Origin of the sequence: Paenarthrobacter sp. NyZ202 (assembly GCF_049860755.1) — a bacterium.
GTDB lineage: Bacteria > Actinomycetota > Actinomycetes > Actinomycetales > Micrococcaceae > Arthrobacter.
Genome location: NZ_CP187556.1, coordinates 270,345 through 296,148, shown reverse-complemented (window position 1 = coordinate 296,148; position 25,804 = coordinate 270,345). Strand labels below are relative to the sequence as shown.

At 63.3% G+C, this 25,804-nt stretch carries 29 protein-coding genes and 1 tRNA gene; 9 read left to right on the top strand and 21 right to left on the bottom strand.

Annotated elements, in window-relative coordinates; genetic code table 11:
- The gene (locus ACPFL9_RS01450; protein ID WP_426005382.1) at window positions 1-1,035 is read left to right on the top strand and encodes a lactonase family protein; all 1,035 of its coding nucleotides are present in this window, start codon (window positions 1-3) and stop codon (window positions 1,033-1,035) included.
- A 71-nt stretch (window positions 1,036-1,106) separates the two neighbouring features.
- On the opposite strand, the gene ACPFL9_RS01445 is transcribed toward ACPFL9_RS01450, so the two are convergent.
- The 4 genes from ACPFL9_RS01445 to ACPFL9_RS01430 all read right to left on the bottom strand — a co-directional run bounded on the left by ACPFL9_RS01445 (window position 1,107) and on the right by ACPFL9_RS01430 (window position 3,236).
- The gene (locus ACPFL9_RS01445; RefSeq protein ID WP_426005380.1) at window positions 1,107-1,337 is read right to left on the bottom strand and encodes a hypothetical protein; all 231 of its coding nucleotides are present in this window, start codon (window positions 1,335-1,337) and stop codon (window positions 1,107-1,109) included.
- Window positions 1,334-1,531, bottom strand: a complete 198-nt coding sequence (locus ACPFL9_RS01440) for a hypothetical protein (protein ID WP_347109223.1) — start codon at window positions 1,529-1,531, stop codon at window positions 1,334-1,336. The genes ACPFL9_RS01445 and ACPFL9_RS01440 overlap by 4 nt, the downstream gene beginning before the upstream one ends.
- A 192-nt stretch (window positions 1,532-1,723) precedes the next feature.
- Window positions 1,724-2,725, bottom strand: a complete 1,002-nt coding sequence (locus tag ACPFL9_RS01435; protein ID WP_426005378.1) for a hypothetical protein — start codon at window positions 2,723-2,725, stop codon at window positions 1,724-1,726.
- 1 nt (window position 2,726) lies between these two features.
- Window positions 2,727-3,236 (bottom strand): RNA polymerase sigma factor, encoded by a 510-nt coding sequence (locus tag ACPFL9_RS01430; RefSeq protein WP_426005376.1) that lies wholly within the window; start codon window positions 3,234-3,236, stop codon window positions 2,727-2,729.
- Window positions 3,237-3,362: 126 nt separating this feature from the next.
- Between ACPFL9_RS01430 and ACPFL9_RS01425 the strand changes: the two genes are divergently transcribed.
- Window positions 3,363-4,340: a serine hydrolase domain-containing protein gene (locus tag ACPFL9_RS01425; protein ID WP_426005374.1), complete on the top strand. Its 978-nt coding sequence runs from the start codon at window positions 3,363-3,365 to the stop codon at window positions 4,338-4,340.
- 117 nt (window positions 4,341-4,457) lie between these two features.
- Here the strand turns inward: ACPFL9_RS01425 and ACPFL9_RS01420 are convergent, their stop codons facing one another.
- The 8 genes from ACPFL9_RS01420 to ACPFL9_RS01385 are packed head-to-tail and all read right to left on the bottom strand — an operon-like array spanning window position 4,458 to window position 10,520.
- Window positions 4,458-5,501, bottom strand: coding sequence for a HoxN/HupN/NixA family nickel/cobalt transporter (locus ACPFL9_RS01420; protein WP_426005372.1), 1,044 nt, complete (start codon window positions 5,499-5,501; stop codon window positions 4,458-4,460).
- Window positions 5,501-6,355, bottom strand: a complete 855-nt coding sequence (locus tag ACPFL9_RS01415; protein ID WP_426005370.1) for an urease accessory protein UreD — start codon at window positions 6,353-6,355, stop codon at window positions 5,501-5,503. Before ACPFL9_RS01415 ends, ACPFL9_RS01420 begins: the two co-directional genes overlap by 1 nt.
- Entirely contained in the window at window positions 6,352-6,969 is a 618-nt protein-coding gene (ureG, locus tag ACPFL9_RS01410; RefSeq protein ID WP_426005368.1) for an urease accessory protein UreG, read from the bottom strand. The genes ACPFL9_RS01415 and ureG overlap by 4 nt, the downstream gene beginning before the upstream one ends.
- Window positions 6,970-6,982: 13 nt before the next feature.
- Complete coding sequence (locus ACPFL9_RS01405) at window positions 6,983-7,663, bottom strand: urease accessory protein UreF (RefSeq protein ID WP_426005366.1); 681 nt, start codon at window positions 7,661-7,663, stop codon at window positions 6,983-6,985.
- Window positions 7,644-8,120 carry an urease accessory protein UreE gene (ureE, locus tag ACPFL9_RS01400; RefSeq protein WP_426005364.1) on the bottom strand — a complete coding sequence of 159 codons (477 nt, stop codon included), beginning with the start codon at window positions 8,118-8,120 and terminating at the stop codon, window positions 7,644-7,646. Before ureE ends, ACPFL9_RS01405 begins: the two co-directional genes overlap by 20 nt.
- A gap of 8 nt (window positions 8,121-8,128) precedes the next feature.
- Entirely contained in the window at window positions 8,129-9,874 is a 1,746-nt protein-coding gene (gene ureC, locus ACPFL9_RS01395) for an urease subunit alpha (protein WP_426005362.1), read from the bottom strand.
- Window positions 9,871-10,209 (bottom strand): urease subunit beta, encoded by a 339-nt coding sequence (locus ACPFL9_RS01390; protein WP_426005360.1) that lies wholly within the window; start codon window positions 10,207-10,209, stop codon window positions 9,871-9,873. The genes ureC and ACPFL9_RS01390 overlap by 4 nt, the downstream gene beginning before the upstream one ends.
- 8 nt (window positions 10,210-10,217) lie before the next feature.
- On the bottom strand, window positions 10,218-10,520 hold the full coding sequence (locus tag ACPFL9_RS01385) for an urease subunit gamma (protein WP_426005358.1): 303 nt from the start codon (window positions 10,518-10,520) through the stop codon (window positions 10,218-10,220).
- A gap of 301 nt (window positions 10,521-10,821) precedes the next feature.
- Between ACPFL9_RS01385 and ACPFL9_RS01380 the strand changes: the two genes are divergently transcribed.
- On the top strand, window positions 10,822-12,021 hold the full coding sequence (locus tag ACPFL9_RS01380; RefSeq protein WP_426005357.1) for a pyridoxal phosphate-dependent aminotransferase: 1,200 nt from the start codon (window positions 10,822-10,824) through the stop codon (window positions 12,019-12,021).
- Window positions 12,018-12,977 carry a 2-hydroxyacid dehydrogenase gene (locus ACPFL9_RS01375; protein WP_426005356.1) on the top strand — a complete coding sequence of 320 codons (960 nt, stop codon included), beginning with the start codon at window positions 12,018-12,020 and terminating at the stop codon, window positions 12,975-12,977. Before ACPFL9_RS01380 ends, ACPFL9_RS01375 begins: the two co-directional genes overlap by 4 nt.
- A 50-nt stretch (window positions 12,978-13,027) precedes the next feature.
- Here ACPFL9_RS01375 and ACPFL9_RS01370 read toward each other — a convergent pair whose 3' ends face one another.
- Both ACPFL9_RS01370 and ACPFL9_RS01365 read right to left on the bottom strand, forming a co-directional pair.
- Complete coding sequence (locus ACPFL9_RS01370) at window positions 13,028-14,131, bottom strand: D-TA family PLP-dependent enzyme (RefSeq protein WP_426005354.1); 1,104 nt, start codon at window positions 14,129-14,131, stop codon at window positions 13,028-13,030.
- Complete coding sequence (locus ACPFL9_RS01365) at window positions 14,128-15,153, bottom strand: LacI family DNA-binding transcriptional regulator (protein ID WP_426005352.1); 1,026 nt, start codon at window positions 15,151-15,153, stop codon at window positions 14,128-14,130. The genes ACPFL9_RS01370 and ACPFL9_RS01365 overlap by 4 nt, the downstream gene beginning before the upstream one ends.
- Window positions 15,154-15,370: 217 nt before the next feature.
- Here ACPFL9_RS01365 and ACPFL9_RS01360 point away from each other — a divergent pair, with 217 nt between their 5' ends.
- Both ACPFL9_RS01360 and ACPFL9_RS01355 read left to right on the top strand, forming a co-directional pair.
- Window positions 15,371-15,619 carry a hypothetical protein gene (locus ACPFL9_RS01360; protein WP_426005350.1) on the top strand — a complete coding sequence of 83 codons (249 nt, stop codon included), beginning with the start codon at window positions 15,371-15,373 and terminating at the stop codon, window positions 15,617-15,619.
- A 105-nt stretch (window positions 15,620-15,724) separates the two neighbouring features.
- Window positions 15,725-16,087 (top strand): hypothetical protein, encoded by a 363-nt coding sequence (locus ACPFL9_RS01355; protein WP_426005348.1) that lies wholly within the window; start codon window positions 15,725-15,727, stop codon window positions 16,085-16,087.
- On the opposite strand, the gene ACPFL9_RS01350 is transcribed toward ACPFL9_RS01355, so the two are convergent.
- From ACPFL9_RS01350 to ACPFL9_RS01325, 6 genes are all read right to left on the bottom strand, one after another.
- Window positions 16,084-17,607, bottom strand: coding sequence for an alpha-N-arabinofuranosidase (locus ACPFL9_RS01350; RefSeq protein ID WP_426005346.1), 1,524 nt, complete (start codon window positions 17,605-17,607; stop codon window positions 16,084-16,086). The genes ACPFL9_RS01355 and ACPFL9_RS01350 overlap by 4 nt on opposite strands.
- 171 nt (window positions 17,608-17,778) lie before the next feature.
- A complete protein-coding gene (locus tag ACPFL9_RS01345) occupies window positions 17,779-18,384 on the bottom strand; it encodes a hypothetical protein (RefSeq protein WP_426005344.1) in 606 nt (201 codons plus the stop codon).
- A 165-nt stretch (window positions 18,385-18,549) separates the two neighbouring features.
- Window positions 18,550-19,062, bottom strand: a complete 513-nt coding sequence (locus ACPFL9_RS01340) for a hypothetical protein (protein WP_426005342.1) — start codon at window positions 19,060-19,062, stop codon at window positions 18,550-18,552.
- A gap of 84 nt (window positions 19,063-19,146) precedes the next feature.
- Window positions 19,147-19,740: a hypothetical protein gene (locus ACPFL9_RS01335; protein WP_426005340.1), complete on the bottom strand. Its 594-nt coding sequence runs from the start codon at window positions 19,738-19,740 to the stop codon at window positions 19,147-19,149.
- 23 nt (window positions 19,741-19,763) lie between these two features.
- Entirely contained in the window at window positions 19,764-21,809 is a 2,046-nt protein-coding gene (locus tag ACPFL9_RS01330; RefSeq protein ID WP_426005338.1) for an alpha/beta hydrolase, read from the bottom strand.
- 124 nt (window positions 21,810-21,933) lie between these two features.
- Window positions 21,934-22,006: transfer RNA gene (locus ACPFL9_RS01325), tRNA-Lys, on the bottom strand.
- 226 nt (window positions 22,007-22,232) lie between these two features.
- Between ACPFL9_RS01325 and ACPFL9_RS01320 the strand changes: the two genes are divergently transcribed.
- On the top strand, window positions 22,233-22,892 hold the full coding sequence (locus ACPFL9_RS01320) for a hypothetical protein (protein WP_426005336.1): 660 nt from the start codon (window positions 22,233-22,235) through the stop codon (window positions 22,890-22,892).
- A 179-nt stretch (window positions 22,893-23,071) separates the two neighbouring features.
- Here the strand turns inward: ACPFL9_RS01320 and ACPFL9_RS01315 are convergent, their stop codons facing one another.
- Window positions 23,072-23,761 (bottom strand): hypothetical protein, encoded by a 690-nt coding sequence (locus tag ACPFL9_RS01315; RefSeq protein WP_426005335.1) that lies wholly within the window; start codon window positions 23,759-23,761, stop codon window positions 23,072-23,074.
- Between the two features lie 197 nt (window positions 23,762-23,958).
- Here ACPFL9_RS01315 and ACPFL9_RS01310 point away from each other — a divergent pair, with 197 nt between their 5' ends.
- Both ACPFL9_RS01310 and ACPFL9_RS01305 read left to right on the top strand, forming a co-directional pair.
- Window positions 23,959-24,576 (top strand): DUF47 domain-containing protein, encoded by a 618-nt coding sequence (locus tag ACPFL9_RS01310; protein WP_426005333.1) that lies wholly within the window; start codon window positions 23,959-23,961, stop codon window positions 24,574-24,576.
- A gap of 1 nt (window position 24,577) precedes the next feature.
- Complete coding sequence (locus ACPFL9_RS01305) at window positions 24,578-25,600, top strand: anion permease (protein WP_426005331.1); 1,023 nt, start codon at window positions 24,578-24,580, stop codon at window positions 25,598-25,600.
- The last annotated feature ends 204 nt before the right edge of the window (window positions 25,601-25,804 follow it).

Genomic DNA, 25,804 nt, shown 5'->3' with positions numbered 1-25,804 from the left:
ATGAACACGCTTATCTGGACCGGCTCATACACTGCAGACCGCAACGCCAACGGCAAAGGGATCGGCGCAATCAGCGTGGACTCGGATGGAAAACTGACATCGCTGGGTCTCGCTGCAGCCGCCGATTCTCCGTCCTTCCTGGCCAAGCACCCCACCCTGCCGGTCATCTATGCGGTCGCCGAAGAGGGCCAGGTAGTCCAGGCCTACCGGCGGACGCGGACCGCTGAACTGGAACCCATGGGCAAGGCCTGGCACTCGGGCGAGGCCACGTGCCACGTCGCTGCCGATCCCCACGGGCGCTTCATCATTGCCACCTGCTGGGGTGATGGCCAGGTGGTCCTCTACGAACTTGACGACGACGGCGCCATCACCTCGCGCACGTGCGCGGAAGCCGCCGTCGACCCTCACCAGACCGGCCCCACCGATGACCCGCGCCCCAGCAGGGCGCATTCGAGCCACATGCTCCCGGATGGCCGGATACTCACCACGGACCTCGGCCACGATCTGGTGCGGGTGTGGCGCTACCAGAAGGGAACGGGTTTGGTGCCTGACCACCAGGTGGTGCTGCCCAAGGGCTCAGGCCCCCGGCATATGGTCCGGCATCCCAGCGGCACGGTGTTCATCGACACCGAGTACTCCGTTGAGGTAGCCGCAATCCGCGCCGAGCCGCAGGGGGTTTACGAACTCACCGCGATCGTCCCCGCCAGCGTGAACAAAGCGTTCGACGGCGACGCTGCGGCCGAGATTGCCCTCTCGCCTGACGGCCGGTTCGCTTATGTGGGCGTGCGGGGCTCCAACCGCATCTGCATCCTGAAAGTGATTGACGGCGGAACCGCGCTGGAACCGCTGGCGGACGTGCCCAGCGGCGGGGACTGGCCGCGCCACCATCTGGTCCACGGCGAGTGGCTCTTTGTAGCCCACGAGGGGTCCGATGACGTGGTCAGCTACAGGCTGGATCCGCAGACCGGCCTTCCGGACGGACCCGTCAGCAGGGTGGAAACCGGCTCACCGAGCTTCCTCATGACCGCCCATTAAACCCGCCGAGATGGCATTAAGTGCCAATGCTCCGCTCAAACATTGGCACCTAATGCCATCTCGGTGGTGTTTCAGGCGGCCCAGACCTCAACGTCGTCGGTGCCGCAGATGAGCTTGCGACCGGTGGGCTCGAGGATGACCCAGAGGAGTTCCTGGTGCTGGGAGACATCGTCCACCCGGCCGGTCCCGGCACCCCAGGCGACGTCGTAGATCCAGACGGGGTCGCCCGTTTTCAGGCTGGTCCATTCCGATGCCGGGACGTGCTGGTAGTCCTCGGGCCTGCCCAGGGTGGCCCGGGTCATGCCGTGACGTCGGCGGAGACCCGGCGGCGCCACACCGTCGGTACGCCATTGTGGGCCGGAAGGACGTGGCCTTCGGGGAACACCTGGACTGCGTCCGGTTCGGAGTCCGGGCTCCATACACCCGAAGCCGGGCAGTGGGAACCAGTGGGCATGACGCGGGTGGCTCGTTCGCGCAGGAGGGCGATGCTCTTCATCGTTGAAACTCGTCCTTGGTAGTTCTGGCTCTGCGGGTGTGAAGCAGATCTCCTCAACCCTATGAAACTCCCAAGACGTTTGTTATAGGCAAATGCACAAGGTTTCTGCACGGTGGTATGCAATTGACCAGCATGGTAAGGGCGGGTCCCGCAGCACAACGGAAAAGCGGCTGCGGGCCCGCTCGATCCGGCCTATTTGTAACTCAGGCTCATCAGCATCTCCTTGAGTTGCGCATACTGTTGGGTGCCCATCCAGGCCTTCGCTGCCGCGGGGGTGGCGAAGGTGGGTTGCTTCTCGTAGTCGAACAACACACGTGCAGTCATGAAAAGGCTTGGCGTCATGACCAGCGGTGGACCCGAGCCCATCTCACCGTCTTTGAACTCCCCTGCAATACGAACATCCATGAAATAGTAGGCGCTGCTCTCCGACCAGGACTCTGTAGGAGTCGGCAGGCCTTGGCTGGTGTGGGGCAGGATGATGTCCGAAGCGAATCCAAACTCCGTAGCCCGTCCCGAGCTGTCTGTAAGTCCAGGGACCACAGCCTTGTCCAGGACAGTCCTTCTGACCCACCCGCCCGTTCCTCCGCCGTAGGAGCCGCTGGCTACAAAGGCCACCTCCGCACCGGAACTGTCCATGATGGTCGCGTTCACGGCACCTGCCTTCGTTTCCTCCGTCAGGTAGGCCCCCTGCCCGGTCTTAACCGTCCAATCTGACGGGTACGTGAAGGACAAGTGGCCGTCCGGAAAGGTAAATGTCTTGAACGCTGGCGCCTGGACCGGGGGAACTACCGGAACTGTGGTGGCCACTGCCGGCACGGTGGGCGTCGGCACCTGGGTGGGCTCCGGCGTCGTGCTTGCCGAAGGCGTGGGGGTGGGTGCGGCAGTGACCGACACCGTGGGTGACGGCGTGCTGGTTTCCATAGTGACCGCCGGCGCAGGAGTGGAACTGACCTGGCCGAAGTTGGCAGCCACCAGCACGCCCGCCGTCACGGCCGCTGCCCCTAAGAGCAGGCCGCCCGCGATCCGGGCCTTCCGCCGCCGACGATCCTCCAGCGAGGGGACACCCCGCAGCGGTTTGGTGTCGCTGTACATCGTGGAGCCTGACAGCATCCGGTGCAGCGCTTCCTGCCCATCCGGCTCCGTTCCCGGTTTGAACGGGTCGATTGCGGCAATCTGGTTCTTGATCGGATCCATGTCAGACCCCCAACTTTTCTGTAGCGGATGCGGAACCTGCAGGCAGTTGTTTTTGGAAGGCTTTGCGGGCGCGGTGCAGGCGGACCTTGGCGGCCGACTCGCTGCACTGGAGGACCCCGGCTATTTCGGCAGGGCCCAGTCCGTCCCAGTAAGCCAGCTGAAGGATGTCGCGGTCCTGCCCACGCAGGCGGTCCATGGCGTCCTGGACCATCGCGTTGCCGGAGTCGGGACCAAAGCGTTGGACCGCCGTCGTCCGCAGTTTTTCCTGGAGTGCCGACTGACGCTCGCGGCTGCGGTAGGCGTTACCCACCAGGTTGCGGGCGATCCCGAGCAAGTAGCCGAGCTCGGGCCGGGTATTGTCCGACCACTTCTGCCAGACCACCCGGAATACATCGGCGGCAATTTCCTCCGCCACCTCCAACGACTCAACGCGTCGGCCAACAAACCTGAAGACGGCTGGGTAGCTGTCTTTGTGAATGGCGATAAACGCCAGTTCGCGCTCGGAAAGCACGATTCCCCCTGATAAATAGAGCCCGGAACTGCAGGATACCCATATAGTTTCCGGCCCCCCTTCCGCGGTTACACGCGCCCAGAAAATTCTGCGGAAGCGACCGTCTCCGACGTATAGTCAACAACCATGGTGACTATGGGACCGGCCGCTGACTGGGCACGCAGGCAAGTGGACACCGGACGCGTTCCGGTGGCTGTGCTGGGCGTCTCGTCGAGCCGCGGCATTGAGGACATCGTGGCGTTCGGCAGCGACGATGGCCGCCCGGCGTCCACGGAGGACCACTTTGCGTTGTTCTCCGTCACCAAGCCCATCACTGCGCTGACGGTAATGCGCAACGTAGAGCTTGGCCGGCTGGCGTTGGGGACGCCGCTGTCCGCCGCAGTGCAGGGTTTCGGCGCCAGCCGTACGGACACCGTCACGCTGGAGCACCTGCTGAGCCACCGGTCCGGTATCACCGACCCGAAGATCGACGACGTCACTCCCCTGCGTGATTCCCTCATGGCCGCAGGGCAAACCTTTTACGCGGGTTCGCTGGTGCAGTACTGCAACCTGGCGTTCGAAGGGGCTGCCGCCATGGCTGAGTGGGCCGCCGGGCGTCCGTTCGAAGCCCAGGTCCAGGCCTTGGCTGACGACACCGGCGCAGGCGGGCTTACCTTCGACTCCGATTGCAATCCGCACACTGTCCATGTGGACAGCGAGCCCAGCCTCAACGTTCACGCGATGTACAAGAACCGGCACCCCGGGGCGGGCCTGTTCGGAAGGGCAGCGGATCTCCTCAACCTGGGCACTGAACTGCTCCGTGACTCAGGCAAGGCCGTCCAGCCGGCTACGTTGGCGGCGATGCGTCGGCCGCGGACCACGGGCGTGCCGTTCATCAGCATCCTTGAGTCTCCCCGCCGCCACACAGGGCTGGGCTTCCAGATGCCCGCGTACGAATCGGAGCTCCTGGCCAACGGAATCTACGGCCACCCGGGGTGGGCGGGCACGGAGTGGTGGATGCTCCCGGAGCAGGACAGGTGCGTGGTGTTCCTGACCAACGTTCTGGACACTCCGGACCTTGGCGTGGACACCACGGAACTGTTCAACGCGGTAGCGGCCTCCTAGCCCCGGCTCACCCAACTGGGTCGCAGTTGTGCGCGTTTTGAGGGCTCTAAACGCGCTTAACTGCGACCTAGTTGGGCAGGGGACATAGGGCGGGACAAGGGTTACAGGGCGGGCAGGTCAGACGGCGGGCTTGGTCCGGCCGCGCCACGCCGAGACGGCCCACACGATCACGAACAACCCGACCAACACCAGGCCCGCGTCACCCAGATCCAGTGCGCCCAACCACGCGGTCACGGGATCGTCCAGGCCAAACGCTGCATTTGCCAAACCGCCCAGGGTGATCACCGAGATGAAGAGCGCCGAGACCGCGGAAATGCCCGTGATCACCGCGTTGAAGCCGAGCTTCCGCTGCGGATCCGCGATAGCCGAACGGTACATGCGCATCATCGCCACGCCGTTCACGGAATCACACAGCGTCATGGCAGCCGTGAAGGCCAGCGGCAACGCCATCAAGGCAAGCGGCGGGACTCCGGCGAGGGTCGCCGTCGTGGTGATCAGCAGCAGCCCGATGGTAGTGGCGGTGTCGAACCCCAGCCCGAAGAGGAAACCAATGACGTAGATGTTCCGCGGCCGCTCCACCCGCGCCAAAGGTTTGGCCAGGAGCCTGGCCACGAAACCCTTGGCCTCCAGGTCTTCTTCCCGGACTGCGGCACCTTCCTGCGCGCTTCGGTAAACCTTCAGGGCACGCAGGAACGCCGAACCGTTGAACAGTCCCATGGCCAGCAGGAACAGTCCCGAAACACCGCCGCCGATCATCCCCAGCACCATGTTCCCGGTTGTGCCATCCTCCATGAGCTGCCCGATCATCGATGCCCCGGCCACCACCAGCAGCCCGGCCAGAACCACCACGGAACTGTGACCCAGGCTGAACGCGAACCCGACGCTCACCGGGTCCTTCCGCTGTGCCACGAACTTCCGGGTGGAGTTGTCGATCGCTGCGATATGGTCCCAGTCGTAGCTGTGCTTGACGCCCGCCAGGTAGGCGGTGACCACAAGCCCCAACGCCAGCGGCTCCGCACCACCGGCGGAGCCCAGCAGCAGAAGTACGACGGCGGCACCGTGCAAAGCGGCCACCGCACCGAACGTGAACAACAGCCTCGTGCGGAAGGACAGGGCATCCCGTTCCCGGTACAGGGTGGTGAATCCGGTCAGAGCGCTCATCAGTGTTTCCTCAAGTTCAAGGGCGCCTGCCCATACCAGCGCTCGCGCAGCAGCCCGGTACAAGCACCCAGCAAGCGGTTCAGTTCCCCGGTGCTGTTGGACAACGACCTCAAGACGAGCCCCCGGGTCCCGGCAGTGCCCATGGTCAATGAAACACCGGAACAGGCATCAAAATCACGGGCCACCGAATGCAGTAGGTCAGCCAGCCCCTGGTTCACCCTCGGGTCGACCACCACCAGTGAACCCAGATGGCTGTATCCCTCCATGAACCCCAATCCTGTGACGTCCACCAGGGGCGGCCTGATAAGCACGTTGTCCAAAGCCAACAGCCTGCTGCCCTGTTGCGTTTCCACCCGGATTTCGTTGCGGAGCCGGATCTCTTCGAAGCCAAACGCGCCGCCGTCCGGCGACCACCCCGGCGTGATGACCTCCGCCATGACAAGGCTCGACGACGGGTGGACACTGATGTGCGAAACCTGCCTGTAGCTGGCCTCCCGGTAGGCGATCAACTGGTCCGGCACCAATTCCAACCGGGCCCCCTCCCCCAAACGGACGGTCATGCGCTGCTCAGCAAACGACCCCGGAGTCCTGTAAACCTTGGTGGCCGACTGCGTGGTCAGAAGCAACTCAGCCCCGTCCCCCACGTCCACCTCAACAAGGAACAAATCCGCGCCCAAATAAGCCCCGCCAGGATTGACCACGACATAACAAACCTGTCCACTATCGTCGAGGTAGTGCGGCCGCAACACGCGTAAAGCTCCCTCGTGGAACTGCCGCGAAGCAACGGACTTCCCACCCCGCTCGACGATCCCCAGCCTGAGTTCGCCCCTTGCGGCTGTCGCTACTGTGCTCACTGCGCCAAATCGAGCATCAGGACGTCCCGCTTGATCCAGCCAAGGACCTCCCCCAACCCCTCATCGGTCTTCAAATTCGTGAAGCAGAACGGCTTGTTGCCCCGGAATTCCTTGGAGTCGCGCTCCATGATGGACAGGTCCGCCCCCACGTGCGGCGCCAAGTCGGTCTTGTTGATGATGAACAGGTCGGACTTGATCATGCCTTGCCCGGCTTTCCGGGGGATTTTTTCGCCCTGGGCGACGTCGATGATGTAGATCGAGAAGTCCACGAGTTCCGGGCTGAAGGTGGCGGAAAGGTTGTCGCCGCCGGATTCGACGAAGATCACCTGCAGGTCGGGGTGGCGTTGCTTGAGTTCTTCGATGGCGGCGGTGTTCATGGAGGTGTCTTCGCGGATGGCGGTGTGGGGGCAGCCTCCGGTTTCGACGCCGATGATGCGGTCCTCGGGCAGGATGCCGTTGGCGGCCAGGATCTTGGCGTCTTCGATCGTGTAGATGTCGTTGGTGATGGCGGCCATGGAGGTGTCGCCGCTCATGTGGCGGGTGATCCGCTCCACGAGCTGGGTCTTGCCGGCTCCGACGGGCCCTCCGACGCCGATGATGATGGGTTCTGTCATGTGTCCTCCTGCGTTAGCTCATGAACATGCGGGCGCGTTGCCGTTCGTGCTGCATCTGTGAAATTTCGAGGCCGGGGATGACCGCGCCGAAGTCGTCCCAGCCCAAGTGGGGTACAGCGTCGACGGCGGCAGCAACGGCGTCGTGCGCGTGCCGAAGTACCCGCTGCCCGGCGTTCTGGCCGAGCGGGATGGCGCGGACGGCGTTCTGGGTCAGTGAGGTGGCGGTGGCGAAGAAGTAGGCGGCCAGCGCCTCGCGCAGGGGCACGCCGAGGGAGCGCGCGACGACGGCGAACGCCAGGGGCTGGTGGCCCGCCGCCCGATCCTCCCGGACCAGCGAGCGGTAGGCGTCGAGCTCCGGGGAGGGGAAGACCTCGGTCCCGATGTCGAGCAGCCGCCCACCCATCTTGATGGAGGCTTCCCGGCCCTCCTTCGCCAACAAGCAGCCGGTCAGCATCCCGTCCAGCACGCCGATGTCCCCGCCCTCATAGAGGAGGCGGACAGCCAGCCCGTCCGTGTAAACCAACTGATGCCTGACAAACACCGTCAACCAGGTCGAAAAGGTCAACTCATCCCGGACGACCCCTCGGTCGATGTAGGTCTCAAACCCCAGGGAATGGGCGAACGCCCCGGTGGGCAGCGCCGAATCAGTCAGCTGCTGGAGGGCCAATTGGTAGTCAGTGCGTGTGCCCTGCATGGCGGAATGGCACCGGCATCACCCGTTCCTGCCTCTGGTAGGGCACGCCGACGTGCTTCAAGTAGTCCTCCACGGTGTGGTCGTATTGGCAGACCATGACCTCTGCCGCGTACTCGGAGGACGCGTCGAAGAACTGCGCCTGCAGGTGCCGGTTGCCCAGCGAGTGTGCCACAACGCCCATCTCGTGGATGGTCCGGGGTGAGATGACCAGGACGTCGGTAGGCAGGACGGAAATGACAATGAGGTTCGTGTCCTCCATGGCGAGGATGTCGCCGTCGCGCAGGTCCCCCGAGCCGGCGCGAAGTCGGATGCCCAGTTCCTTGCCGTGGTCTGTGGTCACGCGCTGGATGCGCTTGACCAGCAGGCTGCTGGGCAGCACCACCTTCTCCTTATGGTGCCCTGCATAGGTTTCCGGCGGCAGTTCATGCAGGTTGCCCAGGATTTTTTCGATGATCACGGTAGCTCCTAGAACAAGAAGTAGCGTTGGGCCATGGGCAGTACATCGGATGGTTCGCACGTGACGTCCACGCCGTCCACCTTCACGCTGTAGGTTTCGGGGTCGACGGCGATGTCCGGGGTTTCGCCGTTGTGCTTCAGGTCAGCTTTGCGCAGCGTCCGGATACCGCGGACGGGCCTGACGATGCGCTCAAGGCCGAGCTGCGCGGGGACGCCGGCGTCGATGGCGGCCTGGGACAGGAACGTGATGGACGTTTCCTGCACGGCCTTGCCGTAAGTAGCGAACATGGGCCGCATGGTGCGGGGCTGCGGTGTGGGGATGGAGGCGTTCGAGTCGCCCATGAGGGCGTATGCGATCTGCCCACCTTTGATGACAAGTTCCGGCTTCACCCCGAAGAATGCAGGGTCCCACAGCACCAGGTCGGCGAACTTCCCCTCTTCGACGGAGCCGATGACCTCCGACATGCCCTGGGCAATGGCGGGGTTGATGGTGTACTTGGCCACGTAGCGCTTGAGCCGGAAGTTGTCGCTGTCCGGCGAACCGTGCACCGTGCCGGAGGGGTCGTGGAGCACCCCGCGCTGGCGCTTCATCGCGTCCGCCACCTGCCAGGTCCGGGTGACCACTTCACCCACGCGGCCCATGGCCTGGGAGTCGGACGAGGTGATCGCAAAGATGCCCAGATCGTGAAGAACGTCTTCGGCCGCGATGGTCTCTGCCCGGATCCGGGAATCAGCGAAGGCCACGTCTTCCGGAATGTCGGGGTTGAGGTGGTGGCACACCATGAGCATGTCCAGGTGCTCTTCGATGGTGTTCTTCGTGTACGGCAGGGTGGGGTTGGTGGAGGCCGGAAGGACATGCGGCAGGCCTGCGATCCTGATGATGTCCGGGGCGTGGCCTCCACCTGCGCCTTCGGTGTGGAAGGTGTGGATCACGCGTCCATCGATTGCGCGAATGGTGTCTTCGACGAATCCGCACTCGTTGAGCGTGTCCGTGTGAATGGCCACCTGCACGTCGTATTCGTCGGCAACCCGCAAGGACATGTCGATGGAGGACGTGGTGGACCCCCAGTCCTCGTGGACTTTAAGCCCCACGGCACCGGCGCGGATCTGCTCCGCCAGCGGTTCGACGGCGGATGCGTGCCCCTTCCCGAACAGGCCGATATTGACGGGCAGACCTTCAGCGGCCTGCAGCATCCGGGAGATGTGCCACGCACCCGGTGTGACGGTGGTGGCCTTGGTCCCTTCGGCGGGTCCGGTGCCGCCGCCCACCATGGTGGTGACTCCGCTGCACAGCGCCGCGGGTACCTGCTCCGGCGAGATGAAGTGGATGTGGGTGTCGATGCCACCGGCAGTGAGGATCCTGCGTTCACCGGCGATGATCTCCGTGCTCGATCCAATGATGATGTCCACGCCGTCGGTGATCTGCGGGTTGCCCGCTTTGCCGATTTTGAAGATGTGGCCGTCCTTGAGGGCAACGTCAGCCTTGTAGATCCCCGTGTAGTCCAGAACCACAACGTTGGTGATGACGGTATCCGGCACACCGTCGCCGGAACCGGAACCGTCGCGCGTCAGTTGGCCGTTCTGTCCCATCCCGTCGCGAATGACCTTGCCGCCTCCGAACACCACCTCTTCCCCGTGCACCGTGTAATCGTGCTCAATCTCGAGGAACAGTTCCGTGTCGGCGAGCCGGATGGCGTCACCTGTGGTGGGGCCGTACAGCTCAGCGTATTGCCGCCGTGGAAGCTGGAAGCTCACTGCGCGTCCCCCTTAAGGTGGGTGCCGCCGTCGAGCTTTCCGTTGACCGCATTGCTGAGGCCGTAGACCTCGCGGCTTCCGGCGATCGTGATCAGGTTGACGGTCCGGCGGTCGCCGGGTTCAAAACGGGCCGCGGTCCCGGCAGGGATGTCCAGGCGGCGGCCGTGCGCGGCGTGGCGGTCGAACTCAAGGGCACGGTTGGCCTCGGCAAAGTGGAAGTGGGAGCCCACCTGGACGGGGCGGTCGCCGCGGTTGACGACCTCGACGACGATCGCCTCACGTCCGCTGTTGCATTCGATGGATCCTGGGCCGAGCCGGTATTCACCGGGAATCATGGCTGCTCCTAACGGATGGGGTTGTGGACGGTGACGAGCTTGGTGCCATCCGGAAAGGTGGCCTCGATCTGGACGTCGTGGATCATTTCGGGAACCCCTTCCATGACCTCGTCGCGGGCGAGCACCGTGGTCCCGAAGCTCATGAGGTCAGCTACGGTCCGCCCGTCGCGGGCACCCTCGATCAGCTCGTAGCTGATGACGGCGACGGCTTCGGGGTAGTTGAGCTTGAGCCCGCGGGCCTGGCGGCGCCGGGCGAGGTCGGCGGCCACCACGATCATGAGTTTTTCCTGCTCACGCGGCAAAAGGTGCATGGTTCTCCTACAACATGGGGATCACCGGGGACGGTTGCTGCCAGCGTAGGGAGCGGACGTTTCGACGACGTTTCCAAACTGTCTCAGCCGCGGGTCAAAACTCTGTGCAACGGCGGCGAGGGGGTTGGGCAGGGGCCATTACAGGGCCGGCGCGGAGGCCGCGCGAAAGCGGCGCGGGGCAGCGACGCGGGGGCCGCGCGAAAAGTTATGGAAACCGTAGACAGCCTAATACATCACTAATATACTAGTTGCGTACTTCACGCTGCTGGCGTGATCAGCTCGACGAGGAGTTATACCGCATATGCAGAAACTCGCACACCGGCTCGAACGACTTGGCACTGAAACTGCTTTCAGCGTCGCGCAGGCCGCCGCTGCGTGGAAGGCGAAGGGCAACCTGGTCTACCCCTTCCACCTCGGTGACATCAACATTCCCACCGCACCGCACATCATCGAGGCCATGAACAAGGCGATCACCGATGGCTACACCGGGTACTGCCCCGGCCCGGGCATCCCGCAGCTGCGCGAAGCGCTGGCCGAGGACATCGGATCGCGCCGCGGAATCGAATTCACCCCGGAGAACGTGGTGGTCATGACCGGCGGCAAGCCCGTGATCACCAAGTTCCTGCAGGCGGTCATGAACCCGGGCGAGGAAGTGCTGTACCCGAACCCGGGCTTCCCGATCTACGAATCCCAGATCGAGTACCTTGGCGGCACGGCCGTGCCTTACCGCTACGTGCCCACAGACAAGGGCTTCGCGATCGACCTGGACCAGGTCCGGGCCTCGATCACGCCGAACACCACGGCGATCATCTACAACGACCTGCAGAACCCGATCTCGGCCGAGTCCACCGCCGCCGAGCGTGAGGCAATCGCCCGGATCGCGATCGAACACGATCTCTGGGTCCTCTCCGACGAGGCGTACTTCGAGACCCGCTACGAAGGTGTTTCCTCCTCCATCACCTCCATTCCGGGCATGGCCGAGCGCACCGTCATCCTGTACACGTTCTCCAAGAAGTTCGCCATGACCGGTTCCCGCCTGGGCTGCGCCGTCGCGCCCAAGGAGATCGCCCAGGTCCTGTCCACCCTGAACACCAATGACGAATCCTGCACCACCCACTATGTCCAGTGGGCCGGCATCGAAGCCCTCCGCGGCCCGCAGGAACCCGTCCAGGACATGCTTGACATCCTCAAGGGCCGCCGCGACGCCGCCTGCGACATCGTCAACTCCATCCCCGGCATGAGCGTCGCCGTTCCGCAGTCCACGTTTTACCTGTTCCCGGACGTCACTGAAGCCATGCAGAAACTCGGGTACACCGCTGTGGGCGACTTCGCCTCCGACGCCCTGTACAAGACCGGTGTGTCCTTCTGCACCCGCGAGCACTTCGGCCGCCGCCTGCCCGGCGAAGACCGCCAGTACATCCGGCTGGCCTACTCCGGCATCGAAACACCAGCCATCCAAGAGGGCCTGGGCCGCCTGCGTGAATGGATCGCAAACGCATGAGCCGCGTCGTCGTCACGGGGCGCATCCCCGAAGCCGCCCTCGAAAACCTCCGCGCCAACCACGACGTCCTCGCTTGGGAAGGCGAGGGGTCCATCAGCCGCGAAGAACTCCTCCGCCGCGTCGCCGGGGCTGACGCCATCGTCAGCCTCCTCACCGAACGCGTCGACGCCGAACTGCTCGACGCCGCCGGCCCGCAACTGAAAGTCGTCTCCAACGTCGCCGTCGGCTACGACAACATCGACGTCCCGGCCTGCACCGAACGCGGCATCACCGCCACCAACACCCCCGGAGTGCTCACCGAAGCCACCGCGGACATCGCGTTCGGGCTCATCCTCATGGCCACCCGCCGCCTCGGCGAAGGTGAACGGCTCATCCGCGCCGGCCAACCGTGGAAATGGGGAATGTTCTTCCTGCTCGGCTCCAGCCTGCAAGGCAAAACCCTCGGCATCGTGGGAATGGGCGGCATCGGTCAAGCCACCGCACGCCGCGCCAAAGCCTTCGGCATGGAAATCGTCTACCAGTCACGCAGCGAAATCGACCCCGCCATCGCCGCCGAACTCGGCGCCCGACGCGTGGAACTCGACGAACTGCTGGCCATCTCCGACGTCGTCTCCCTGCACTGCCCGTACGGACCGAACACCCACCACCTCATCGGACCCGAGCAACTCGCAGCCATGAAGGACACCGCGTACCTGGTCAACACCGCACGCGGACCCATCATCGACGAAGCAGCCCTCGCCACCGCACTGCGCGAAAACCAGATCGCCGGCGCAGGCCTGGACGTCTTCGAAAACGAACCCAAGGTCCACCCCTGGCTCCTCGAACTCGACAACGTCACCCTCGTCCCGCACCTCGGATCCGCCACGGTGGAAACCCGCACCGCCATGGCCGTCCTCGCAGCCACCAACACCCTCGCCGTGCTCGGCGGCGAACAACCACCAACACCCATCAACTGACAAACAACAAAGCGGCGGTCGGGGCACTCCCCGACCGCCGCTTTTCCTTGCTAGTTGTTCTTCCCCCGGGCTGCGACTTTCCAGGTGTCCACCACCGCACCATCCCGGACCGCCGTGACGTCGTCCACCAGGTTCATGGCCAAGCACACGTGGTTCGGGATGACCCTCAACCGTTCGCCCAGACGCGGCAGGCCGGCATCGTCAGGCCACACGATAGTGGCATGGTGCTCTGACAAGGCCGTGATCCGGGCGTCGCGGAACCCGGGAAGCCGCCCATATCCGGAAGCCCAGTCCGGCCTGTCGCTGCCCAGGACCTTGCTTCCGGCATCCACGACGATCCGGCGCACATTTCCGCCGCCCGCCTCGTGTCGGCTTACTACCGTGGCGGCCACCGTCAGTGCGATGTCGTCCCATGAGCAACGCTCAAGCTCAAGCTGCTGGGCATCCCCCAAAACGTAGACGCCCGGACGCAGCTCCGTGGCCGCAGTTTCATTCCCGATCAAGGCCGTGGGAGTTGACCCGCCGCTGATGGTCCGTACCGTGAAACCGGCACGGGTCAAAGCCGCGGCTGCTTCCCCCAGTGCATGGTTCTCGTTGTTGGCAGCGCCCGTGGGCATGCCCGGCTTGTAACTGTGGCCGGGGAACGTGAAAACGCCCGCAACATCAAGGCCTGCATCAGCTGCTGCCCGTGCCACCTCCACCGCTTCCTCCGGAAGGACGCCACTGCGATGGTGCCCGCTGTCAATCTCCACCAGCACCCCAACGGCACCAGCGCTTTCCCCGAGGCGGCGGCCCATCGCCGTCGCACCTTCCACCGAATCGACGCCCAGCGCCAGGGTGCAGGCCCCGGCCAACCGGCGCAGCCGTTCAGCGTGGTGTTCTTCCACCCACAACGGATAGGCAATGAAGATGTCTGTCGCACCGCCGTCGGCAAATACCTCAGCCTCGCCGATCGTGGCCACGGTAATGCCCACAGCCCCGGCCGCGAGCTGCCTGGCCGCGATTTCCAGCGTCTTGTGCGTCTTCACGTGCGGGCGGAGCCCGATGCCCCTGTCCTTCATCGCCGCGGCCATGCGATGGATATTCCGGTCCAGGACGTCGACGTCGATCATGACGGCGGGCGTGACAATATCTGCGGGAATTACCTGGGTCATCCTTCGACAGTAACGTCCCCCGGCGCCGACTGCCGCACCCGCAACGCGAACGCCGCCTCCGGCTGCTCCACGTCCACGGCGTTGCCCTTGCGCTCGATCCTCTTGATGAGGAGTTCGACGGCGCGCTCCGCAATTTCCGTACGGCCCGGCGCCACCGTGGTCAGGGAAGGAGAGGCGAAGCGGGCCTCATCGATGTCGTCGAAACCGGCCACGGCAATGTCTTCCGGAACCTTCCTGCCGCGCACCAAGAGTTCGTGCAGGGCACCGAGGGCCACTGCGTCATTCAAACCGAACACGGCATCGAACTCCGTCCCGCTCTCCAGCAACCGTCCAACGGCGTCCGCGCCGCCGTCACGCCGCCACCCACAAGGAATCACCAGCTCCGGGTCGTACTCGACACCCGCGGCAGCGAGCGCAGCCCGGTATCCCTGAAGGCGGAGGCCGCCACTGCCGCTCGTGTCGCCGTCGTTCGCGCCAAGGACGGCTATACGACGGCGGCCGCCCGCCAGCAGGTGCGTGGTCACCGCCGCGGCGGCCTCGTGGTTCTGGATGAGGACCATGTCCAGACGCGGATCCTGCACATACTCACCGAGGAGGACCAAGGGTTTCTGCCCTGCCGCCTGGATGATCTGGTCCGCATCAAGTCCCAAGGGAATGAACAGCAGCCCGTCCGTCAGGCTCCGGAACTGGCCCTGGAGCGCTGCCCGTTCATGGTCCGCCTGGTTGCCGGACTGCTCCACCAGCACCCGGTAGCCCTTGGCCCAGGCCGCCTTCATGATGTCCGACGCGAGCTCGGCGTAGTACGGGACGTTCAGGTCCGCGAGGACCAATCCGATCATGTTGGTCTTCCCCGAACGGAGGCTGCGGGCCGTCAGGTTGGTCTCATAACCGAGCTGGTCGATGGCATCAAGGACGCGCTGCTTGGTTTCCGGGCGGATGAACTCGTAATTGTTGATCACATTGGAGACCGTCTTGAGGGAAACGCCTGCAGCGCGCGCAACGTCGTTCATGGTGACGGCCATGCCTGTACTCCTTTGGATCGCCGGGCAGCCGGCTGGCGGGTGTCCCTTGCCGGAGGTCCTTTTTACTGGTGGTCCCGGCACGGGAGAAGCTACGATGGGAACTACACGGAAGTCTAGCGATCACACACGCACATCGGCCGCCCACGGCACCTATACCAAGCCGACCATCATGAGCTTCTATCCGAATGAACCTGAGCAAAGCAGAAGGCTCCAAGCAGTGCTGACAGCAGCGGATATCAGCAGCGATTCGCTCTGGCTTTACTACTTCAGTATCGGCGGGTCCATGGGCGAATGCGAGGTCGAAGCGTACGTCCAGGGCATGTTCTCCGTCCCCGAACTCGAACGCGACCTCCTGGCCATGGCAGCCAACGAGCTTACCGACGACGCAGCACCCCATGCACCGTACGCGGAAGAACTCCGCAAGGGCGACCCCACCTCCGGGCCGCAGAACATCTCCGCCCCATAGCCGGTCCCGGGCGCCGTCACACAGCGCTCATCATTCTGCAACGCCCCCGCAACATGAATGCGGAAAGCTGGATTCAACGGAGCAGCCCAGCTGAAGGGGACAGACATGAGCATCGCAAAAAGGGACCTATTCCTGGCCCTCAAGACACAGGCCAGCCTGGCCCAGGCGTTCGGCAGCCTGCCGGGAACCAGGGAAGACACGCACCCGCTGGCCGAGGGCCAGTTCATTGAAGCCTGGCACAACGGGCGCCTCTACCACCGGGGCACGGTGGTCAAAACCGTTGCTGGTACGGAACTCTTCTGGCTGCAGGATGAGACCGGCAACCGGCGTCTGCTGGACATGGAGTCACTGGAGATCGTCACGGCGGAGGGCGAAGCTCCGGCCCCCATCAAGGAGCCGGAGCCGGCAACGGTCACTCCGCTCTCGGTGTTTCCCGTCTTCCAGGACGGTTCCCAGGCAATTGCCTAGGCCAGCTGCAACCTGACCATGGTCCAGGACACCGCCGGAAGCCCGGCGGTGAGGCGGCCGCCGTCGAGCTTTACACTGACGTTCTCGGACGGCAGGACCGACGTCGAATCATCAGCAGTTGCCTGCCAGTACGGATCCTTGTTGGTGTAGGTCACCGCCTCAATGACCTTGGTTGCGCCCAGGCTTCCGACGGCGGCATCCAGGGTGAGTGCCTCGGTCGACGAACGGTTGACGGCGAAAACCACAGCTTCCTTGGCCCCGGCATCATAAGTGGCCACCGCGGAGAGCGCCGGGAAGCCGGACGTCTTGCCGCTATCCAGGGTTGGCGATTCCACCGCGAGATTCAGCACCGTTCCCGAGGCATGCCTGGACGTGAGCGCGAACGGGTGGAAGGTGGTTTGCTTCCACGAGCGGCCACCCGGCTCGGTCATGATGGGGGCGATCACGTTGACCAGCTGCGCCAGGCTCGCGGAGTGGACCCTGTCCGTGTTCCGCAGCAGGGTGATGAGGAGATCGCCCACCACCACGGCGTCAGCCACGGTGTAGCGGTCCTCCAACAGCACGGGTGCCACGGGCCAATCATCACCTGTGGGCGCCTTGGACTCGTCGCGGGACATGTGCCACACGTTCCACTCGTCAAAGGAGATGTTGACCTGCTTTTGGGACTTCAGGGCGGACTTCACGTGGTCGATGTGGGACACAAGATCCTTGATGAAGGCTTCCATCCGGTGCCCGGCGGACAGGTGCTCCTGCAGGTCACCGAAGTCCTCGAAGTACTGGTGGGCTGAAATCAGGTCAACAACGTCGTAGCTTTCCGTGAGCACCACCCGCTCCCATTCGCCGAAAGTGGGCATGGCAGGAGCCGAACTACCGCAGGCCACAAGCTCAAGGCCCGGGTCCACCATGCGCATGGCACGCGCAGTTTCTGCCGCCAGCCGGGCGTACTCAGACGCCTTCTTGTGCCCGATCTGCCACGACCCATCCATCTCGTTGCCCAGGCACCACATCCGGATGTTGTGCGGTTCCACCGTGCCGTTGGCCTTGCGCTGCTCAGACAGGGCCGTGCCGCCCTTGATGTTGCAGTACTCCAGGATGTCCAGGGCTTCCTGCGTTCCCCGCGTGCCGAGGTTCACGGCCATCATGGGTTCCACGCCGGCCTTCCTGGACCAGGCACCGAACTCGTCCACGCCCACCAGGTTGGGGTCCGTAGAGTGCCACGCGAGGTCCAGGCGTGCAGGGCGTTGTTCTTGGGGGCCAACGCCGTCCTCCCAGCGGTAGCCGGAGACAAAGTTGCCGCCCGGGTACCGGACCGTTGAGACGCCGAGTTCCTTGGTGAGTTCGAGGACGTCGGTTCGGAATCCGTCTTCGTCGGACTTGGGGTGGTCCGGTTCGAAGATGCCGGTGTAAACGCAACGGCCCAGGTGCTCGACGAAGGCTCCGAACGTCTTCCTCCGGACAGGGCCCACGGTAAACGCGGGGTCAATGGTGATTTTGGCTGTGGGGTGTTCTGGGGTTTCCAAACGGGGCGTCCTCTGCGTGGGCTGGGCTTTACTGGTTTACAACGTTGTAGAAACCATGCTGACGGGCCGGAGGGGTAGGAGTCAAGAGATTTCTTACTGCGCCACGGGTTCCTTGGGATGCTGCATGTGCCGAGGCGTTGGTCTGGCGTTGGTTTCAGCGGGCATGCCGTCTCACCCGGACGTCGCAGAGGAACTGGAACTGGAACGGAGGCCGAAGTTCCCGGGATACAGCTCCTTATAGATTGCCGTTTGGTCGCCGGCGACGCAGGCACTGTCCATCTCGAGGCTGGAGCCTTTGCTGGTGGCGGTGAAGGATATGAGGTGTCCGCCGTTCTCGTTGGCGTAGAGGCGGATGACTCCCGGCTCCCTGGGGTTGGTTTCAGTACGGGTGGCGAAGCCCTTGGACTCCCAGAACGATTTGACCACGTTGACCGAGGCTTCCAAGTCGAGGGTTTCCATTGTTTGGCTCATGACGCTGTAATTCACGCCTTCTTGCCCGTCTGGTGTGGTGCAGGCACTATTTCGGAGGTTCTTGTCCGCCCACTGCTGCGGTCCGATGGCTTTTTGCGTTTCGGTTTTGAAGGTGTGGAGGTCCGCGAGGACCTGCTTGAGTTCTTCGATCTGGGCCTTGACGGTTGCCGGGTCGCTGAGATTGTTCGAGCCTGTCATGGGTTTCTCCGTGGTGGTGGATGTGCAGGCGCTCAACGCAAAAACTGCGCAGAGCAGCACGGCAAGAAAACTGCGGGCCTTTGGACGGCCATTGAATTCAGCGGGCATGCGTTTCACTCTTTCCAAGACTGCTACTCGGCCCACACCGCAATGAGCGGGACGGCCACCCAGGAGGCCTCATGCTCAACCGATCTAAGTAGTGGCCGAAGCGGCACTGGAACTCGCGTCCTCCCTGTCCAGCTCCTTGTAGATCGCCGTTTGGTCGCCAGCGACTCAGGCACTGTCCATCTCGAGGCTGGAGCCTTTGCTGGTGGCGGTGAAGGATATGAGGTGTCCGCCGTTCTCGTCAGCGTAGAGACGGATGTTGCCCGGGTCCCGGGGGTTGGTTTCTACACGGGTGGTGAAGCCTTTGGACTCCCAGAACGTTTTGACGACGCTGACCGAGACTTCCAAGTCGAGGGTTTCAAGGGTCTGGCTCATGGCGCTGTAGTTCACGCCTTCTTGCCCGTCTGGTGTGGCGCAGGCACTATTTCGGAGGTTCTTGTCCGCCCACTGCTGAGGCCCGATGGCTTTTTGGGTTTCGGTTTTGAAGACGTGGAGGTCCGCGAGTGCCTGCTTAAGTTCTTCGACCTGGGCCTTGACGGTGGCAGGATCACTTGGATTACTTGAGCCGTTCATCGGATTCTCGATGGTGGTAGGTGTGCAGCCGCTCAATGCAATAGCCGCAAGGAAGAAGGCGGCAAGAATACAGTGGGCCTTTGGACGGGCATTGGTTCCAAGAGACATGCGGTTCACTCTTTCCAAGACTGCCACCCGGCCCACACCGCAATGAGCGGGACGGCCACCCAGGAGACATCATGCACAACCGATTCAAGTAGTGGCCGGAACGGGACTGGAACTCGCGTCCTGCCTGTCCAGCTCTTTGTAAATTGCGCTGAGGTCGCCGGCGACGCAGGCGGTATCCATTTCCAGCCCGGATCCTTTGACATTTGCGAAATAGGACAGGATGCGTTCGCCGCCCTTATGAGCGTAGAGACGGATGAGGCCCGGCTCCCCGGGGTTGGTTTCGGTACGGGTGGTGAAGCCCTTGGATTCCCATAACGTCCTGACGATCTCTGTTGACGATTCCAGGTCTACAGGATCAGCTGTTTGGCTCAAGATGATGTAGTTCACGCCATCCTGCCCCCCGAGCGTGGTGCAGCCACTGTTTCGGGCGCCCTTGTCTTTCCATGTCTGGGGTCCGATGGCCTTCTGGGTTTCGGTTTTAAAAGCGTGGAGGTCCTCGAGGGCCTGCTTGAGCTCTTCGACCTGGGCCATGACGGTTGCCGGGTCGCTCGGATTGTTCGAGCCGGTCATGGGTTTCTCCGTCGTGGTGGGTATGCAGGCGCTTAGCGCGAAAGCTGCGCATAACAGCACGGCAAGAAAACTGCGGGCCTTTGGAGGGCAATTGAATTCAGCGGGCATGCGTTTCACTCTTCCTGTGTTGATCATCGGCCAGCAAATCCTGCGGGAGGTGTCATGGGCCGCGCGCCTTGCAGGACACTGTCTCCGTGACCGGTCGATGTGAGGGCAGCTTGATGTAGGGCGGTGGTTCCTCGGTCCAGGTATCCGTAGCCGTCGCCGTCTTTTCTGTGGACCAGCGTGTTGTGTTCCGTGGTGCCTCGATAGCGAGTCCCATCAATGGTGGCCTCTTCCGAGGAGAACACTTTGGCGTCGAAAGACTCCAGACGCGGATCCTGGCGCAGGAAGCGGCCCATCTGAGCCAGACCATCACCTGCTGCGTGGCTGACGTACACCTCTCCAGCAGGCACATAAAGCGCTGCGGCGCTCCCGATCTCCTTTTCCATGCCGGCAGAGCCCAGCATGGTGAACGAGGCGACATTCAGTTCCCCGGTGGCAAGGGCATTGGACGTCACGGTTGTCCCGTAGGAGTGGCCCAGTACGTGCAGGGTCTCCGACGTTCCGTTTCCCAGGCCTTTCCTGACGGCGTTGAACCCCTGAAGGTCAGCCACGAAGCGGGTGGCACCGACCCGGGCGGCATCACCGCTGTTCACGGTGGCCGGGTTGGGCGGTTCGTAATTGATCCAAGCCACCACCGCGATGGATTCACCTTCGTCAAGCAAGAGTTGCTGCTCCGCAAGGTTCGCAGCATTCTCGGCCCAGTCGTTGAACCCGCTTTGGGGAGTGATGTTCATGCCGGACACAGCGTAGGTGACATTGTCAGCTGTGTCCGGATTACCCGCAGAGACCTGCGCCTTGGGTGAGCCGTGAGCGAGATCGAAACCAAGCATGACAGCGTTGATGCCTCCTGCGTTTCTCAGTGCTTCCGTGATCCCGTCAAGTGCCTGCTGCTGCGTCTGCAGGTTTGTCCAGTTCGGGTTGGGTATGGCCCGTCCGGTGGTGGTGAACAGGAATTCCGGCGTCCTGGCCAACTCCGAATTGATGCGTTCCTGCTCGGTGATGAGACGGTTCCGGTTGGCGAGATCCCGTGCTGTCGCGGTCACCCCGTTCAAGTTCCCGATAACCCCGGGGAGTGCTTCGATCAGCAGCCGCTGCCTTTCACCGACAATGACGGTCCCGGCGTCCACGGACTGGCCGAACCCGGCCCACCACTTGGCAATCACTACAGGGTCCAAGCCAGGTTGTCCGAGGAGCCCCTGAAGCCGGCTCTTGTTCGCAGGTACGGCGAGCCAGGCTTCCAGTTGCCCGGCGTTCAGCGCCCCGATGTCGTTCAGATTGACTTGCCATGGTGGCGCGAACAGTATGAGTGCACTGTTGAGCACCTTGTCAGTTATGGACCCGCTGCCGGCCGTTTCGAATGCCGTGGCGATCTGCTCAAGCCAGGTTGCGTCAGCGCCGTTCTCAGTCAGCAGTTGCTCGAAGCCCGACACGAGCGTGACAGTGCCCCAGTTCACCCATGAACACGAGGCGACGAATCCGCTCCATGCATTCCTGACCCGTCCAAGCTCCGCCTCCAGGAAATTCGTCGAGGCGCGGGATCGTGCCGCGCACTCGCGCAGCTTTCCGGCATCGGCCGAGCTGGTTCCACCTTCGGATCCACCGGCGAAACGCACCCGCTCCTGCGCGGAAAACACCGCTGAAATTGTCGGTGCGGCGATCGGAATTTCCTCTGGCTTCGGATCATGAGCCATGCTTAGCAGGGCCGCGGACTGCAGGGCCGGATCAAGGGACGCCAGCTCCTGCTCACGGGCAACCGCGCGGTGCCGCCAAGCAGCAACTTCCTTGAGCCGGTCCTTCTCCCGCTGGGCCAGCAGTTTCGCTTCCCGGACATCGTCAGCCAACGCCGCGAGAACAGCGGCAAGCCTGCCACGATCCTCGGCCCTCAAGGCACAGGCTTGGGTGAAAAAGCATGCATAGTCGCCCTTGAAGTCCTCCATTGCACATTCCATGGCGCCGGCCAGCGACCAGCCCTCGGAACGCAGCGCGTGGTCAGCGGAATCGGCAGCGCTGATCAGGGCGTCGGCAGCGCCGTCGTCGAAGGCAATCTGCACCGCTACATCAAAAACCGTCACAACCAATCCCCCAAATAGTTAATCCATCGAATAGCGTAACCGATGATCGAGCAAGGATCAGCCATGGCCAGGGAACGAAAAAAGACAGGCCGGAGACTCATGGTCTCCGGCCTGCCTTGAAGGGTGGGCCCTGTGGGGATCGAACCCACGACCCACGGATTAAAAGTCCGATGCTCTACCAACTGAGCTAAAGGCCCTCCAGCTGTAGAAACAGCCATGAATACTGTACCCCAATGCCGGAGCTGCTACAGAACCGTACCGCCACCACCCACTTTGAGCGGAGGACGACGACGGCGCGCAGCCACAGCGGCGTGTCGGCCCACCGGCGGCCGCAAAGTGGGTGGCAGCGGTACAGCCAAACGTCAGAACCAGCCCAAACAACCGTTACTCGACCCGGCCAGAGCACAGGAGTACGGTGAACTCATGAGCGAACAGTCAGGATCACGTGCGTACGGCGGAGCGAACAGGCACCACAAACCCAAGCCTTTTGCGCCCATCGATTTCGAACCGTTCGCCGGCGGAGCGGATCCTGCCCGGGTCTCTGAAGCAGCGCATCTGGCCGCCCAGGCATTGGTCAGGCGCGGCCGCGACAGTGACGATCCCAAGGTCACCCGGCGCCTGGTGAAGCTGGCCGACGAACAAGGCCTTGAGGCAATTGCAGAAATGTGGGCCGAAAGCCCCGCCCGATCCCTCCCGGGTGCCCTGTGGCGGCTCTACGCACTGCGGGCTGCCACCATCCAGAACCCCGAACGCATCTCCGTATACTTCAGGGCCGGACGCGACACAGCACAGGTATCCAATGTGGTTGCCGGCGCCGCCGAACCGCCCGGAGCCGAAGAGATGAAGACCATGGCGGACGCCATTTTGTCCGGAGCCTTCGATGGAGATTTCGACGTCGCCCTGGAACGTTCCGCTGCGTTCTGCCGGGTGGTGGCACTCGGCCAGGCGACCCTCGCCGACGGCGCAGAGCACAGCAACGAAGGCCACGCCAGCAAGCTCACGCGCAACTCCCACCAACTGGTGAAGACGGCCGAAGACCTCGAACACGCCGCCAACGCATGGCGCCTGGGAGAACTGGACTAGGCCGAAAACAAGGCCGGACCGTACCTACTGCTCGCCGCCGATGTCAATGTTGACTTAGGAGCGGCCCCGTAGAAAACTAAAACTGGTGCCGAACCGCGAAACCCCCGGGCTTCAACTTATAGCCGCTTCGAGCGGCCTACCGCCGAGAGGCGTATCCGGTTCGGCACCATTTTCATGCCCTACTTCAGGGTGACCGTGGTTTCAGCCTCTTCCTCTTTGTCGAAATCCAAATCGCCGGCAGCGTTCTCGGGGGTCATGGTCGCCTTAACGTCCGCTTCCTTGCCAGCGGTGTAGGCAATGGTCCTGGCGATGTTGAACGACTCGCCCGGCTTCAGGATGAACGGGGCCAGCTCCTCCTCTTTCACACCGGAATTGGTCAGCCCGTGCTCCTCGTATCCGGCGCTGTTGGAGTCGGACAGCATGCCAACCATGTACTTCCAGTCCTCATATTTGGCCCCGAGCGTGATCAACTCTTCGCCCAGCGGGATGTCAGCTGCCGAGGTATTGGTGACAACGTAGTTCAGGTACACGATCGGATCACCTTTCTTCAGGAGGCTCTCCTTGGTTTCCTTGTCCACCCACGAGCTGTCCTTGGACGCGACTCCCGTGGCCACCTGATAGATGTCCACGCTGAAGCTGTCGCCTTTTAGCGCACCCAATTTGTCACCGGCGCTCGAAATCGGCAGGGCCCAGGCAGCTGCCGTGTACGACCGCGCACCGGATCCATCAGCTGAAGCAGCCGACGCCGAGGACGACGACGGCGGCTGGGAACCTTCCGCCGTCGTGCTTGAACCGCCGCCGCAGGCGCTTAGGGCCACCATCACCGCCAGTGCCGGTCCGACGATCTTCACTACATTGTTGATTGGCATAATTCCCCCAATAAGTGGACTTACTTTGAAACGTTCCGAGTCTTCCACACGAAGCGGAAGATCTCCATGGGTAGAACTTCCCGCCGGTGCAGGGCCAGGTGCGCAGGGCGGCTGCAGTGCCGGTAAAGTTGGGGCTGAAACGGTCAGCGTCAAGTCAAGCTGCCCGCCCCACCCGACCGCCCCCGACCGGAAGCGTTATGAAGCTGCGCCTTTTCCCCCAGGAGCCCGCAGGACTTGCACTGCTCGCGCAGATGGCAGGCGTTATTGTGGCTGCGACCGGAACCCTGTCCGAGATTCTCGGCGCTCCCGCGAGCGAACACGATCGGCTCAGCGAAGAACTCCACGAACACGAATCCAAGTCGCTCGACCTGCATTTCGCGCTCCTAACCCATATGCGCACGAGCTTTGTGAACCCGCTCCCCCGCGAGGACATGTACACGCTCTCCCGGCACCTGAACGAGGCCATGGAGAAGCTGGACGCCGCCGGGGAACTCGTTGCCCTGTACAAGCTGGACCGCTTGCCCAAGCGCGCCGCTGACCAACTGGAAATCATCAGCCGCCAAGCGGAACTCACGGTCAACGCCATGCGGAAGCTGGAAGACCTCGATGAGCTGGAAGATTACTGGATCGAGGTGCTGCGGCTAGCCAAAAGGGCCGAACGGACGCATCGGATCTGGGTGGCGGAAATGCTGCGGGACATGAAGCCGACGCCCTACTCACGGCACCGGGACATTGCCAACCAGTTGGTGGAAGTCACCAAGGACATGCGCAAGATCGCCACCCAGGTAGGCAGCATCATCGTCAAGGAATCATGACGTGACCACTGCAATCCTGTTCCTGGTGGTGGGCTTGGCCGCAGGATTCGCGTTCCTCAATGGATTCCGCGACGTCTCCAATGCCGTGGCCCTGTCCACCAGGACCCGTGCGCTCACGCCGTCCATCGCGGTGTTGCTCGCCGTGATCTTCAACTTTGTGGGCGCCATGCTGAGCGGCGGCTTCGTGCTGGCGTTCACCCAGGCATGGATTTCCCTTCCCTCCGGGATCAGCGGGCTCACCATGCTGGCCTCGTCCTTGACGGCAGCCATCCTGTGGGGTGTTTATGCGTGGTGGCGGGGCATCCCCCTGTCCTCTACGAACTCGCTTATGGGTGGCTTGGTGGGTGCAGGCTTGGCGAGTATCTCGGTGGGCGGCAACTTCATTGACGGCGTGGACTCGGCACTGGTGGGGCAAGTGGTGCTGCCGCTGCTGGTCTCGCCCCTGGTGGCCTTCGTGGCTGCCTACCTGTTGGTGTGGCCCGTGACGTGGGCGGCCCGCTACGCCCAGCCCAGCGTGATCAACAGGCGCTTCCGCCGGGCGCAGGCAGTGTCTTCGGCGGCGGTGGCGTTCGGCCATGGACTGCAGGATGGCCAACGTACTACCGCCGTCCTGTTGCTGGCACTGGTGGCCGCGGGCCTCGATTCCGGGGACGACGTACCCTTCTGGATCCTGTTCCTGACGGCCATCATGCTCACGGCGGGAACCCTGTTTGGCGGGTGGAGGATTTCCCACACCCTGGGCCACAAGCTCATCCGCGTCGATCCCCAGAGGGGCTTCATCGCGCAGACGTTGACGTCCGTGATGCTCTTTGTCGGCGCGATCGGGCTGCACTTCCCGTTGTCCACCACCCACACCCTGACAGCGTCCGTGCTGGGCGCCGGAACCAACCAGCGCTTCCACGTCGTGAACCGCCGGGTGGTCCGCCGGATCCTGCTCTTCTGGCTCGTGACTCCCCTGGTCACGGCCGCCGTCGCGTTCATCCTGGAGCTCGCGTTCTCTCCCCTCGCAGACCTCCCCAACTAGGTCGCAGTTAAGCACGTTTAGCGGGCTCAAAACGCGCACAAATGCGACCCAGCGTGTGAGTGCCTTCGGCGCGCCGTGATCCGGGAAAGTATGCGGTTGGCTCGCCTGGGCTCTGGTGGGCTCTGCCCATACGGGTTGATCATGGGATTGTTCGTCTCGGTGAACGCTGGCCCAACTTGGTGCCTTGAGTCCGTGACCCAGCGT